Source organism: Pseudomonas sp. P5_109 (genome assembly GCF_034009455.1).
Taxonomy (GTDB): domain Bacteria; phylum Pseudomonadota; class Gammaproteobacteria; order Pseudomonadales; family Pseudomonadaceae; genus Aquipseudomonas.
The window spans coordinates 404,894-418,157 of record NZ_CP125380.1; the positions used below are offsets into that span (position 1 = coordinate 404,894).

At 61.0% G+C, this 13,264-nt stretch carries 13 protein-coding genes and 1 pseudogene; 5 read left to right on the plus strand and 9 right to left on the minus strand.

Going from position 1 to position 13,264, the window contains the following annotated elements; all coding sequences use genetic code 11:
* The first annotated feature begins 38 nt into the window (after positions 1–38).
* The gene (locus QMK54_RS01750) at positions 39–788 is read left to right on the plus strand and encodes a hypothetical protein (RefSeq protein ID WP_320401949.1); all 750 of its coding nucleotides are present in this window, start codon (positions 39–41) and stop codon (positions 786–788) included.
* Positions 789–887: 99 nt separating this feature from the next.
* Here QMK54_RS01750 and QMK54_RS01755 read toward each other — a convergent pair whose 3' ends face one another.
* Positions 888–1,283: a DUF6124 family protein gene (locus QMK54_RS01755; RefSeq protein ID WP_320401950.1), complete on the minus strand. Its 396-nt coding sequence runs from the start codon at positions 1,281–1,283 to the stop codon at positions 888–890.
* Between the two features lie 520 nt (positions 1,284–1,803).
* Here QMK54_RS01755 and pip point away from each other — a divergent pair.
* From pip to mdoH, 4 genes are all read left to right on the plus strand, one after another.
* Positions 1,804–2,775: a prolyl aminopeptidase gene (gene pip / locus QMK54_RS01760; protein ID WP_103397252.1), complete on the plus strand. Its 972-nt coding sequence runs from the start codon at positions 1,804–1,806 to the stop codon at positions 2,773–2,775.
* Positions 2,772–3,209 (plus strand): D-aminoacyl-tRNA deacylase, encoded by a 438-nt coding sequence (dtd, locus tag QMK54_RS01765; RefSeq protein ID WP_223590479.1) that lies wholly within the window; start codon positions 2,772–2,774, stop codon positions 3,207–3,209. Before pip ends, dtd begins: the two co-directional genes overlap by 4 nt.
* A gap of 321 nt (positions 3,210–3,530) precedes the next feature.
* On the plus strand, positions 3,531–5,345 hold the full coding sequence (locus QMK54_RS01770; RefSeq protein ID WP_110659666.1) for a glucan biosynthesis protein G: 1,815 nt from the start codon (positions 3,531–3,533) through the stop codon (positions 5,343–5,345).
* A complete protein-coding gene (mdoH, locus tag QMK54_RS01775; RefSeq protein ID WP_223590473.1) occupies positions 5,338–7,908 on the plus strand; it encodes a glucans biosynthesis glucosyltransferase MdoH in 2,571 nt (856 codons plus the stop codon). Before QMK54_RS01770 ends, mdoH begins: the two co-directional genes overlap by 8 nt.
* Before the next feature lie 175 nt (positions 7,909–8,083).
* On the opposite strand, the gene QMK54_RS31125 is transcribed toward mdoH, so the two are convergent.
* The 8 genes and pseudogenes from QMK54_RS31125 to hisI form a co-directional block, all read right to left on the minus strand.
* Positions 8,084–8,956 (minus strand): methyl-accepting chemotaxis protein, encoded by an 873-nt coding sequence (locus QMK54_RS31125; RefSeq protein ID WP_413787363.1) that lies wholly within the window; start codon positions 8,954–8,956, stop codon positions 8,084–8,086.
* Positions 8,939–10,000: pseudogene (locus tag QMK54_RS31130) on the minus strand (methyl-accepting chemotaxis protein); the annotation flags it as partial. The gene QMK54_RS31125 and the pseudogene QMK54_RS31130, both read right to left, overlap by 18 nt.
* A gap of 205 nt (positions 10,001–10,205) precedes the next feature.
* Complete coding sequence (locus QMK54_RS01785) at positions 10,206–10,913, minus strand: 16S rRNA (uracil(1498)-N(3))-methyltransferase (RefSeq protein WP_103397257.1); 708 nt, start codon at positions 10,911–10,913, stop codon at positions 10,206–10,208.
* Entirely contained in the window at positions 10,910–11,704 is a 795-nt protein-coding gene (gene tatC, locus QMK54_RS01790) for a twin-arginine translocase subunit TatC (protein ID WP_007989278.1), read from the minus strand. The genes QMK54_RS01785 and tatC overlap by 4 nt, the downstream gene beginning before the upstream one ends.
* Entirely contained in the window at positions 11,701–12,153 is a 453-nt protein-coding gene (gene tatB / locus QMK54_RS01795) for a Sec-independent protein translocase protein TatB (RefSeq protein ID WP_110662507.1), read from the minus strand. Before tatB ends, tatC begins: the two co-directional genes overlap by 4 nt.
* A gap of 10 nt (positions 12,154–12,163) precedes the next feature.
* Positions 12,164–12,436: a twin-arginine translocase TatA/TatE family subunit gene (locus QMK54_RS01800; RefSeq protein ID WP_007989280.1), complete on the minus strand. Its 273-nt coding sequence runs from the start codon at positions 12,434–12,436 to the stop codon at positions 12,164–12,166.
* Positions 12,437–12,461: 25 nt separating this feature from the next.
* Positions 12,462–12,794: a phosphoribosyl-ATP diphosphatase gene (locus QMK54_RS01805; protein WP_085725457.1), complete on the minus strand. Its 333-nt coding sequence runs from the start codon at positions 12,792–12,794 to the stop codon at positions 12,462–12,464.
* Positions 12,787–13,188: a phosphoribosyl-AMP cyclohydrolase gene (hisI, locus tag QMK54_RS01810; RefSeq protein ID WP_007989281.1), complete on the minus strand. Its 402-nt coding sequence runs from the start codon at positions 13,186–13,188 to the stop codon at positions 12,787–12,789. Before hisI ends, QMK54_RS01805 begins: the two co-directional genes overlap by 8 nt.
* Positions 13,189–13,264: the final 76 nt, after the last annotated feature.

A 13,264-nucleotide genomic window follows, 5' to 3' on the forward strand; every position in this document is an offset into this window, starting at 1 on the left:
TCGCCATCTATGGATATGCCTTAGTTACTGGATTTTCCATGCTGGCAATCGGCCTCGGCGTCTGGCACCACAACCACAAAAAACGCCTCCACATCATCCCCACCCGCTTCAACCGCCAACGCCGCGAAGTCTGCTTCATGCCCGAAGACGCCACCGAACCCGTCTTCGTCCCTTGGGAATCCCTCTCCGCCTGGGTCATCGAAGCCCAAGGCGCCACCCAATACGGCATCCACCGCCAATACGGCATGGGCATCGGCTTCCAGCACGGCGAGACACTCACCAGCGTCGAATTCCCCTGCTTCGGCCTCTCCCTGGCCATCAGCCATTGGGAAGCGATTCGCGGCTACATGGAATACGAAGTCAACGACCTCAAATCCATTCAGTACCTGCAAGACTTGCAAGGCCCTGACGACCCGCCCCACGAAGGCCTGCACACCTTCCACAACGCCCGCGCCCGTATGCACCAGCAAATCCGCGACGGCCAACGTGGTCGAGTGTCCGGCTTCTTCTGGTACCTGTACCACGTGATGACGCTGTGGACGATTCCCAATCACCTGACCGAATGGGAAGTCCGCCGCCTCCAGAAAATGGCCCCGCAGGCCTTGCCCGAAACGATGCGCCAATGGTCTGAGCCGTTGCCAAAGGAACAATGGGCGAAACCGAGTGAAGAACTGCTGCGCCTGAGCGCACAGGTCCGCGCCCTGCATCAACGCCAACCTCGCCGACCGATTACCGAGATCTTTGCCGAAGTGCAGCGCTTGAATCCGACGGACAAACGCCGCGCATGAGCTGTCCGTAACACGCACCGACTTCCCGCGTAGCGGGTGGGCGGAATAAAAATGGGCACGCCAACGAGGTTGGGTGCCCATTTTTTTATGCCTGACGAATCAGCTGACTCGATTTTGTTGCTTGGCGAAAATCGCCGCCATCTCGGGCTCATCCAGATGATCCAGCGTTCGCTCCACCAACAAATGCACGCCGTCAGCCATGCGGCTGAGCGCCAAGGCTACGGAGCGGCGGGAGCCATCCACATCGTCGGCGAGGTTGGCGGCGATGGCGCTGATGGACAGCAAATCTTCCGAGGCATTGGCGAGCAGGGTTTCAGGGTGGATGCCCGGGCAGACGATGAAGAGCTGGCCGTTGCGTTTTGGTGGTTTGGGGTCGGCTGGCGGGAAGTGATGGTCGAGGGCGCGCTCGGCGGCTTCGTTGAGTTTGTTTGAATCGGGGCTTTCGTAGGGAGAGACCGGATCGGTGTCCGGCGGATTTGGAGTTACCTTGAACATGATCTTCAATTCCTTGAATGATGCTGACAACACTTCGCCGACTAAACGAAGGGGTGGCAGCTGTACGCAGGTTAGTCGGACCGGGGAATTGAAGAAGCCGGCGCACCCGAAGGTGCCCTACGCACAGCCACCATCAAATGCAGGTAGGAAATACCTGTCTGACGGATGCTTGTGCAACTTCAATTACCAGCGAGCGACTAAACCCGATCACTGATGGGCAGTGACAGCAACCAAGTTACCGACCGCCCCCAAGGCGCACAAGCCGGCGGATTCTGGCGTAGCCGTAGGCAACAGCGCAAGGTGTTGTAGCTTGCAGGAAGTAGCCTTGAGGCGTTTTAATCAAACGCTGTCTAGCGGTGTTTAACTACCGAAATTTTGGCAAGAACGAGTCTGAAAAAAACGGCTGAAAGACTCTGAGTCTGCAAGACATGCTCATTGACGTAATTCGGGTTTATGATGCCCCACGGCAGAATAATAGAAGTCCCCCCAGGGATGACCTCGACCCCTTACGGAGCGCGCAATGCAGACTTTGTACCCGCAGATCAAACCCTACGCCCGGCACGATCTGGCCGTCGATGCAACCCACACCCTGTACGTCGACGAAAGCGGTTCACCGGAAGGATTGCCGGTGGTGTTCATCCACGGCGGCCCCGGTGCCGGATGTGATGCCCAGAGTCGTTGCTTCTTCGATCCCAACCTGTATCGCATTGTCACTTTCGATCAGCGCGGTTGCGGTCGCTCCACGCCCCACGCCAGCCTGGAAAACAACACGACCTGGGATCTGGTCGCGGACCTTGAGCGGATTCGCCAGCACCTGGGCATCGACAAATGGGTGCTGTTTGGCGGTTCCTGGGGTTCGACCCTGGCGCTGGCCTATGCGCAAACCCATCCTGAGCGTGTACACGGCCTGATCCTGCGCGGGATCTTTCTGTGCCGCCCGCAGGAGATCGAATGGTTCTATCAGGCCGGGGCGAGCCGTCTGTTCCCCGATTACTGGCAGGACTACATTGCGCCGATCCCGCTGGATGAGCGCGGCGACTTGCTGACTGCGTTCCACAAACGCCTGGTCGGCAACGACCAGATTGCCCAGATGCATGCGGCCAAGGCCTGGTCCACCTGGGAGGGCCGCACCGCGACCCTGCGTCCGAACCCGCTGGTGGTCGATCGCTTCTCCGAGCCACAACGTGCATTGTCGATTGCCCGCATCGAATGCCACTACTTCAGCAACAACGCCTTCCTGGAGCCGAACCAATTGATCCGCGACATGGGCAAGATCGCCCATTTGCCTGGCGTAATCATCCATGGCCGCTATGACGTGATCTGCCCGCTGGATAACGCCTGGGAATTGCACCAGGCCTGGCCGAACAGCGAACTGCAGGTCATCCGCGATGCCGGTCATGCCGCTTCCGAACCGGGCATCACTGACGCACTGGTCCGCGCCGCCGATCAGATGGCTCGACGTCTGCTCGACCTGGCGCCTGACGAGGCATGAAGGGTCTGCTGCAACGGGTGCGTGGCGCAAGAGTCGAGGTTGCGGGCGAGGTCGTGGGTGCCGTTGATCAGGGATTGCTGGTCCTGGTGGCCGTTGAGCCCGACGACACGCGGGCCAGCGCTGACAAACTTCTCAATAAGCTGCTTAACTATCGAGTGTTCAGTGACGCTGAGGGCAAGATGAATCTGTCCTTGGCGGATGTGGGCGGCGGGCTGCTGCTGGTCTCTCAGTTCACCCTGGCCGCCGATACCAAAAGCGGGCTGCGTCCGAGTTTCTCGACTGCGGCCCCTCCGGCGCTGGGAGAGGAACTGTTCGACTATCTATTAAGCAAAGCGAAACAGGTGCATGGCACTGTGGCATCAGGTAGATTCGGCGCGGATATGCAGGTGCACCTGGTCAATGATGGCCCGGTAACCTTCCTGTTACAGTCCTGAAAGCGCTTGAAACAAGTTTTTAAGCTCATTTCGACTGAAAACAGGGCTTTATCGCGATAAATACTTTGTTACCCCTGATGCGTTGTAACGCGGCCTACTAGATAATCGCGCGCTACGGGGATCAGCGTTCGTTGGTCCATTTTGACTTAGGTAGAGACTTGTCTGGATCCGATTGGGGAATCATTTCGCCCTAGCGGAGTCGGAACAATGCTCGCCAACTTGGCAAGAGTGGTTTGCAAGGGCGGTTTTTTCATGCCGTACACCGTGCAGACCCTTTAACTGGCCGTTGGTTTTTTGATCTGTTTTCGGCGAGGGTTGCTCGTGATTGTTAGTCCCTGTAACGCACCAAAATTGTCTGCCAAACGGTTACGCAGCGCCCTGTTAGCGGGCTCTGCGCTGCTCTGCCTGCTCAGCGCCGGCCAGCTTTGGGCATTCAGTCTGGATGATGTATCGGCCAAGGCAAAAGAGCTGGCCGCGCAGAAATACGAAGCGCCGCGCAGTAACCTGCCGAACGAGTTCCGCGACATGAAATTCGCGGACTATCAGAAAATTCGTTTTCTGACGGAAAAAGCCGAGTGGGCTGATCAGAAGACGCCGTTCAAGCTGTCCTTCTATCACCAGGGCATGCATTTCGATACGCCGGTGAAAATCAACGAAATTACCGCGAACACCGTCGAAGAGATCAAATATGATCCGAGTCGTTTCGACTTCGGCGACATGCAGTTCGATCCAAAGGCCACCGAACAACTGGGTTATGCCGGTTTCCGTGTGCTGTACCCGATCAACAAGGCCGACAAGCAAGACGAAATCATGACCATGCTCGGCGCGAGCTACTTCCGCGTCGTCGGCAAGGGTCACGTCTATGGCTTGTCCGCTCGCGGCATGGCGCTGGATACCGCATTGCCGTCCGGCGAAGAATTCCCGCGTTTTCGCGAGTTCTGGATTCAGCAGCCCAAGCCAGGCGACAAGCACCTGGTGATCTTTGCCCTGCTGGATTCTCCTCGTGCCACTGGCGCCTATCGCCTGACCCTGCGTCCGGGCAGCGATACCATCGTCGACGTCAAGGCGCAGATGTACCTGCGTGACAAGGTCGGCAAACTGGGTATCGCCCCGTTGACCAGCATGTACCTGTTCGGCGCCAACCAGCCGTCGAAAGTACTCAACTACCGTCGCGAGCTGCACGACTCCAGCGGCCTGGCGATCCATGCCGGCAATGGCGAGTGGATCTGGCGTCCGCTGAACAACCCGAAACACCTGGCCGTGAGCAACTTCAGCGTGGAAAACCCGCGCGGCTTCGGTCTGCTGCAACGTGGCCGTGACTTCAGCCACTACGAAGATCTCGACGATCGCTACGACAAGCGCCCAAGCGCCTGGATCGAGCCGAAGGGTGACTGGGGCAAGGGCACAGTCGACCTGGTCGAGATTCCGACCGCCGACGAAACCAACGACAACATCGTTGCTTTCTGGAACCCGGAAAAATTGCCGGAACCTGGCCAGCCGCTCGATGTCGCTTATCGTATGCACTGGACCATGGATGAGGACTCGATTCACGCGCCAGACAGCGCCTGGGTCAAGCAGACCCTGCGTTCGACCGGTGACGTCAAACAGTCCAACCTGATTCGTCAGCCGGACGGCAGCGTTGCCTACCTGGTGGACTTCGAAGGCCCGTCCCTGGCGGCTTTGCCGGCCGATGCGGATGTTCGCAGCCAGGTCAGCGTCGGCGACAACGCTGAGCTTGTGGAAAACAGCGTGCGCTACAACCCTGAAACCAAGGGCTGGCGCCTGACCCTGCGGATGAAGATCAAGGATCCGGGCAAGTCCACCGAGATGCGTGCCGCACTGGTGCAGAACATCGTGCCGGCGGACCTGGCCAAGACTTCGATTCCAGCGTCGAACTCGTCGGTTGCCAAGGCCGACAAGGTTGCCGCCAAGCAACAAGAGAAAGCGGACAAGGAAGCCAAGCAAGCGGAGGCCAAGCAGGCTGAAGCCAAGCCTGTTGCAGATGCCAAGGACAAGGCCAATAAAGACGCCAAGCAGCCTGTCGCTGCCGACGCGGCCCCAGCCACACCGGAATCGGCCCCGACTGAAGAAGTCCTGACCGAGACCTGGAGCTATCAGTTGCCTGCCGATGAGTAACTCTCAAGTACGGCCAGAGACTCTCTCCGAGTATCTGGCGCATCTGCCGATGACCGACCAGCAGCGCGCGGAACTCGCGGGCTGCCAGTCTTTCAGCGAATTGCATGAACGCCTGTCGTCCTCGACGTTCGATGCCCCGACCGAAGCCGCCCAGGCTTCGGTGGGCAAACGCCTGACCCTGAGCACCGCCGAAGAACTGCAGGACGCGGAAATGCTGGTGCTCGACGCCAACGGCCGGGTCTGCCTCAAGGCGACCCCGCCGATCCGGCGGACCAAGGTCGTGCCGGAGCCGTGGCGCACCAACATTCTGGTGCGTGGCTGGCGGCGGATGACCGGTCGAACCAACCCGCCGAAGCCGCCGAAGGACGAACGTGTCCTGCCGGCCGCGCGCTGGCGCACCGTCGGATCGATCCGTCGCTACATTCTGTTGCTGCTGATGCTCGGCCAGACCATCGTCGCCGGCTGGTACATGAAAGGCATCATGCCGTACCAGGGCTGGTCGTTCGTCGACCTCAACGAAGTGCTGCACCAACCGCTGCTGCAAACCGCCACGCAAGTGCTGCCGTATGCGTTGCAGACCAGCATCCTGATCCTGTTCGGGATTCTGTTCTGCTGGGTGTCGGCCGGTTTCTGGACCGCGCTGATGGGGTTCCTGGAATTGCTGACCGGCCACGATAAATACCGTATCTCCGGTAAAAGTGCTGGCAACGAGCCGATTCCAAAGGATGCGCGCACCGCCCTGGTGATGCCGATCTGCAACGAAGACGTGCCACGGGTATTCGCCGGTCTACGCGCGACCTTCGAGTCGGTGGCGGCCACGGGCGACCTGGACCGTTTCGATTTCTTCGTCCTCAGTGACAGTAACGACGCCGATATCTGTGTCGCCGAGCAACAGGCCTGGCTGGATGTCTGCCGCGAAGCTGGCGGCTTCGGCAAGATCTTCTATCGCCGCCGTCGTCGTCGCGTAAAACGTAAAAGCGGCAACCTCGACGACTTCTGCCGTCGCTGGGGCGGTGACTACAAGTACATGGTCGTACTCGACGCCGACTCCGTGATGAGCGGCGAGTGCCTGACCAGTCTGGTGCGCCTGATGGAAGCCACGCCGGACGCCGGGATCATCCAGACCGCGCCGCGTGCGTCGGGCATGGACACCCTGTATGCGCGCATGCAGCAGTTCGCCACTCGCGTGTATGGCCCGCTGTTCACCGCCGGCCTGCACTTCTGGCAACTGGGCGAGTCGCACTACTGGGGTCACAACGCGATCATCCGCATGAAGCCGTTCATCGACCACTGCGCCCTGGCGCCGTTGCCGGGTACAGGCGCGTTCTCCGGCTCGATCCTGTCCCACGACTTCGTTGAAGCCGCCTTGATGCGCCGTGCCGGCTGGGGCGTGTGGATTGCCTACGACTTGCCGGGTAGCTATGAAGAGCTGCCGCCAAACCTGCTGGACGAACTCAAGCGTGACCGTCGCTGGTGCCACGGCAACCTGATGAACTTCCGCCTGTTCCTGGTCAAGGGCATGCACCCGGTGCACCGCGCGGTGTTCCTGACCGGCGTGATGTCCTACCTGTCGGCGCCGTTGTGGTTCTTCTTCCTGGTGTTGTCGACAGCGCTTTTGGCGGTCAACACGCTGATGGAGCCGCAGTACTTCCTCGAACCGCGCCAGCTCTATCCGCTGTGGCCACAATGGCACCCGGACAAGGCGATTGCGTTGTTCTCGACCACCATCGTGCTGCTGTTCCTGCCGAAGCTGCTGAGCATCATCCTGATCTGGGCCAAGGGCGCGAAAGAGTTCGGCGGCAAGTTCAAGGTGACCCTGTCGATGCTGCTGGAGATGCTGTTCTCCATGCTGCTGGCGCCGGTGCGGATGATTTTCCACACCCGTTTCGTCCTCGCCGCGTTCCTCGGCTGGGCCGCGACCTGGAACTCGCCACAGCGTGACGACGACTCCACGCCGTGGAGCGAAGCGATCAAGCGCCATGGTCCGCAAACCCTGCTGGGCTTCTTCTGGGCCATGCTGGTGATCTGGCTGAACCCGAGCTTCCTGTGGTGGCTGGTGCCGATCGTCGGTTCGCTGATGCTGTCGATCCCGGTGTCGGTGATCTCCAGCCGCGTTGGTCTGGGTCTCAAGTCCCGTGACGAGAGCCTGTTCCTGATCCCTGAGGAATACAATCCGCCGCAGGCGTTGCTGGCCACCGACCAGTACACCCACGAAAACCGCTGGCATGCGCTGAACGACGGCTTCGTCCGTTCGGTGGTCGACCCACAGCAGAACGCCCTGGCGTGCTCGCTGGCGACCTCCCGGCACAATCAGGCTGAGCCGATCGAGTGGTTGCGGATCGAGCGGGTTCGCCACGCGATGAAGGTTGGGCCTGAAGGTCTGACCAACAACGAACGTGTGCAACTGTTGAGCGATCCGGTGGCATTGGCCCGTCTGCATGAGCAGGTCTGGAACGAAGGTCACCCAGAGTGGCTGGGCGCCTGGCGTAAGTCGGTCAAGGCCGATCCCCATGCACCGTTGCTGCCGCTCAAGCCAATGAGCGAACAGCCTCAGATGGCGTAATGAAAAAAACCGCGAAAGCGGGTTTTTTTATGGCTTGAGGTTTGTTCTTGAGCTTGCACCAGACTCTGCAATAGCAGTGTCTGGTCGATCGCTTTCGCGGGCAAGCCCGCTCCCACAAGGTTGTGTGTACAACGCCATTCCCTGTGGGAGCGGGCTTGCCCGCGAAGGCGTCACCTCAAACCCTGAACTTGCCCACCAGCATCTGCAAATGCGTCCCCAACCGCGCCAGCTCAACGCTGGAGGCGGCGGTTTCTTCACTGGCTGCCGAGGTCTGGTCCGACACATCCCGCACGTTCAGCACGCTACGGTTGATCTCCTCGGCCACAGCGCTTTGCTGCTCAGCCGCCGCCGCAATCTGCTGGTTCATCGCCTGGATCGCCGACACCGTGCGGGTGATGCTTTCCAGTGAGCCGCCAGCGCGGCGGGTCAGTTCGACGCTGCTGTCGGTCAGGGTGCGGCTGTTGTCCATGATGGTCGCCACTTGCTGCGTGCCATTTTGCAGGCCGACGATCAGCTCTTCGATCTCTTCGGTGGACTTCTGCGTGCGCTGGGCCAGGCTGCGGACTTCGTCGGCGACCACGGCAAAACCACGCCCGGCTTCACCGGCACGGGCCGCCTCAATCGCGGCGTTAAGCGCCAGCAGGTTGGTTTGCTGGGCCACGGACTTGATGACGTCGAGCACGCTGCCGATCTTGTCACTTTCGCGCTGGAGTTCGCCCATGGCCTCAGTGGAGTGGCCGACTTCCTTGGCCAGGCGTTCGATCTGGGCGATGGCTTCGCCGACCACCTTGTCGCCTTCGCGGGCCTGTTGGTCGGCGGCGACGGCAGCTTCGGAGGCCTCTTCGGCGTTGCGCGCAACTTCCTGCACGGTGGCGGCCATTTCGTTCATGGCCGTCGCGACCTGGTCGGTCTCGATCTTCTGGCTGTTGACCCCGGCGCTGGTCTGCTCGGTGACTGCAGACAATTCCTCAGCGGCGCTGGCGATCTGCGTGACGCCATCGCTGATGCCGCCGATCAGCTCGCGCAAGCCCTGGGTCATGCTCTGCATGGCGCGCTGCAACTGGCCGAGCTCGTCGCGGCGCTTGGACGTCAGGTTGTGGGTCAGGTCGCCACTGGCTACTCGCTCAGCGACGGCCAGGGTCTGGTTCAGCGGAATGATGATCTGCCGGGTGATCGCCCAGGCTGCCAGCAGGCCGAAGGCGATAGCAAGTACGGTGGCGAGGGTCAGCATGTTCTTGGCGTGGGCGGCGTCGGCGTCGCGCACGATGGTTTGCGAGACGGTGAGTTTCTGGCTCATGTCCAACAGGATGTCGCCTTGCGCGGACATGCGTACCAGGGCTTTGGCGCTGGCCACCTGGGAGTCGCGGAACTGGCTGACGGCGGCGCGGTAGGCCTTCAGCGAATCAGACGCCTGTTGCAGATTGGCGATGTGTTCTTCGGGCAGTTTGGCCGGCAGGCTCTCGAGGTTCTTCAGGGCGTTGTCGATCGCATCGAGGGCTGGTTGTTCGGCTTCGCTCTTGCCGCTGTAGGTGTAGCCGCGAACCTGGAAGCGTGCTTGCTGGATCAGTTTGCTCAGGTCGATCACGCTGTTGAACGCCGCCACGCTCTCGCCTTGCAGCATGGATCTTTCCACTTCGGCGACGTGGGCCACGGCGTTGTCGGCGGTGGCGCCGAGTTTGCCGCGGGCGTCTTCACGCTGGGCACCGGCCTGGGTCATGTCACTGAAGGCGCGACGGTATTCGGCGACAGCGGCCAGTTGTTGATCGACCATGGCCGTATCAGCCGGTTGCTCGATCAGGCCACGGGCGGTCTGCAGGCCGCTTTCGAGTTTGCCCAGCAGATCGTTGACGGCGCCGGGACCTTGTTCACCGCGACGCATCTCGTAATCCAGGCGTGCAATGCGCAGGTCCTTGGTCAGGTCGTTGAGGCTGGCGATGAACCCCAGTTTATCGCCGCGGCTGGTCACGCTGCTCAGGCCGCTCCAGCCGGTGAAGGTGATCAACAGGGTCAATAACAGCACCAGACCGAAGCCGATTCCCAGCTTGCGTTTGACGCTGACGTTTCCCAGATTCTCGGCTAGCCATTGGTACATGCTGAAACTCCCCGGACCACAATTTGGTTTTATGGGGGGGGTATCGGCAGGGGCGCCTGAATCTGTAGGCGCTGCCCGATGTAAGGACGGATGATGACCTGTGGGAGCGGGCTTGCTCGCGAAAGCGGAGTGTCAGTCACTTCAATGCCGACTGATACACCGCCTTCGCGAGCAAGCCCGCTCCCACAGGGGATTGTGTCTGGGATTAGAAAAGTCTTGCCAGCAGCGCGGTCACGGCGGTTTCGACGCGCAGGATGCGCTCGCCCAGTTGCACCGGTTGCAGGCCGGACTTGCCCAGCAGGTCGATCTCGTAGGGAATCCAGCCGCCCTCGGGGCCGATGGCCAGGGTCACCGGTTCGCTGAGTGCGCGAGGGCAGGGTGGATAATTGCCCGGATGCCCGACCAGGCCGAGGGTGCCGTCGGTAATCGCTGGCAGGCGGTCTTCGACGAACGGCTTGAAGCGCTTCTCGATCACGACTTCCGGCAGCACGCTGTCCCGGGCCTGTTCGAGGCCGAGGATCAACTGCTCGCGAATCGCCTCGGGCTCCAGGAACGGCGTTTGCCAGAAGCTCTTCTCGACGCGATAGCTGTTGACCAGCACGACCCGTGGCACTCCCATGGCCGCCACGGTCTGGAACACCCTGCGCAGCATCTTGGGCCGTGGCAGGGCCAACACCAGGGTCAATGGCAGCTTGGCCGGTGGTGGCTGGTCGAGGGTGACGCGCAATTCCGCTTCGCCGGCGTCCAGGCGCAGCACTTCGGCCGAGCCCATCAGCCCGCCGATCCGCCCGACGCGCATGCTGTCGCCGACTTCGCAGCGGTGGACTTCCTGCATGTGGGTCAACCGGCGATCACGCAGGACCGCCCGGTCGGTCGCAATGAAATCGGCCTCTTCGAGGAGCAGCAGGTTCACGCTTGGGTCGCTGGCGGCTGGTCGTTGTGATCGTCAGCCGGTTGGTCGTCCGGATGTTCGCCACGCTTGCTGATCAGGCTGCCAAACAGGATGCCGATCTCGAACAGCAGCCACATCGGCACGGCCAGCAGGGTCTGCGAGAAGATGTCCGGCGGCGTCAGGATCATGCCGACCACGAAGCAGCCGATGATCACGTACGGGCGGATCTTCTTCAGGTATTTGACGTCGACCACGCCGATCCACACCAGCAGCACCACGGCCACCGGGATTTCGAACGCCACGCCAAAGGCAAAGAACAGCGTCATGACGAAATCGAGGTAGCTGGTGATGTCGGTCATCATTTCCACGCCGGCCGGGGTGGCGGAGGCGAAGAACTTGAAGATCAGCGGGAACACCAGGAAATAGGCGAACGCCATGCCGGCGTAGAACAGAAAGATGCTGGAGACCAGCAAGGGCACGGCGATGCGCTTTTCATGCTTGTACAGGCCCGGGGCGATGAAACCCCAGATCTGGTGCAGGATCACCGGGATGGCCAGGAACAGCGAGACCATCATGGTCAGCTTCAGTGGCGTCAGGAACGGCGACGACACGTCGGTGGCAATCATCGTCGCGCCAGCGGGCAGGTACGCGCGCAGCGGCGTCGAGACGAAGGTGTAGATCTGCTGGGTGAAGGCGAACAGCCCGGCAAAGATGATGAAGATCGCCGCTACGCAGCGCAGCAGGCGGGTACGCAACTCGGTGAGGTGCGAAACCAGCGGCATGTGCTGGTCGTTTTCAGGAAGATCGCTCATGGGGCTCGCGGCGGCAGTGTTGGGTCATGAGGGGCCGGCGCAACGGGCGCAGCCGCAGGTGTAACAGGTTCAACCGGAGTGGCTGCAACAACAGGCGCAGGTTCGACAGGCGCGACAACGGGAGCAGGTGTTGGCTCGACGGCAGCGGCAGGCGCTTGAATCGTCTGCGCACCCACATGCTCCACTGGCGTCGGCTCCTGCTGGGTCGGCGTGAAGATTTTCCGCGCCTCCTGCTCAAGCGACAGGATGTGTTCGTTGTGCAGTTGCCGACGAATCTCGTCGGCACCGATTTCACGTTCAACTTCCTGTTTGATCGCGTTGAAGCTGCGCTTCAGGCGCCCGACCCACAGGCCGGCGGTGCGCGCAGCACCCGGCAAACGCTCGGGGCCCAGCACCAGCAGGGCGACGAGGCCGACGAGCAGCAGTTCAGAGAAGCTGATACCAAACATTAGTCAGTGCTCACACGTCTTTGCGGATCGGCTCTTCGACTTTCTGTGCCTGCACGTCGATGGTGTGCGGCTGGTTCACAGAGGCCTGGGGCTGTACCGGCGGAACCGGTTGGGCCGGGGTCGCATTCGGGTCGGCCGGTTTTTCGTCGTCGTTCATGGCTTTCTTGAAGCCCTTGATCGATTCGCCGACGTCAGTGCCGAGGTTTTTCAGCTTCTTGGTGCCGAATACCAGTACCACGACAACCAGGATGACGATCCAGTGTTTCCAGTCAAAAATGCCCATGCTGCTGCTCCTCTCTAATAGTTATTCAGGCGGACGGGCGCGAGGCTTTCTCGGCGTGTCCGGAGAGACCGAAACGACGGTCCAGTTCATCGAGTACAGCCTGTGGATGCTGCCCCAGTTGGGCGAGCATGACCATGCTGTGGAACCACAAATCGGCGGTTTCGTAGATCACATCGCTGCAGTCGCCGCTGACGGCGGCGTCCTTGGCGGCAATGATGGTCTCGACCGACTCTTCGCCGACTTTTTCCAGAATCTTGTTCAAGCCCTTGTGGTACAGGCTGGCGACATACGAGCTGTCGGCGGCGGCGCCTTTGCGCGCTTCCAGTACCTCGGCCAGACGGGTCAGAGTGTCACTCATGTTTGTGTCCTGCGGAATAGATGGCGTGCGGATCTTTCAGGACCGGGTCGACCGTTGTCCAGTCGCCGTTCTCATAGACGCGGTAGAAGCAGCTCTGGCGGCCGGTATGGCAGGCGATGTCGCCGATTTGCTCGACCATCAGGATGATGACGTCGGCGTCACAGTCCAGGCGCATCTCGTGCAGGGTTTGCACGTGGCCGGACTCTTCGCCCTTGCGCCACAGCTTGCCACGGGAACGCGACCAGTAAATGGCGCGGTTCTCGGCAGCCGTCAGTTCCAGTGCTTCGCGGTTCATCCAGGCCATCATCAGGACGCGCCCGGTCTTGTGATCCTGGGCAATCGCTGGCACCAGGCCGTCGGCGTCCCACTTGATCTCGTCCAGCCAATTCTTCATCTACGACTCCGATACGGGCCCGCACTTCAATAATCGGGGGCCTACGTTCAATGCAGCGTCCAAACAGTGTGCCAGC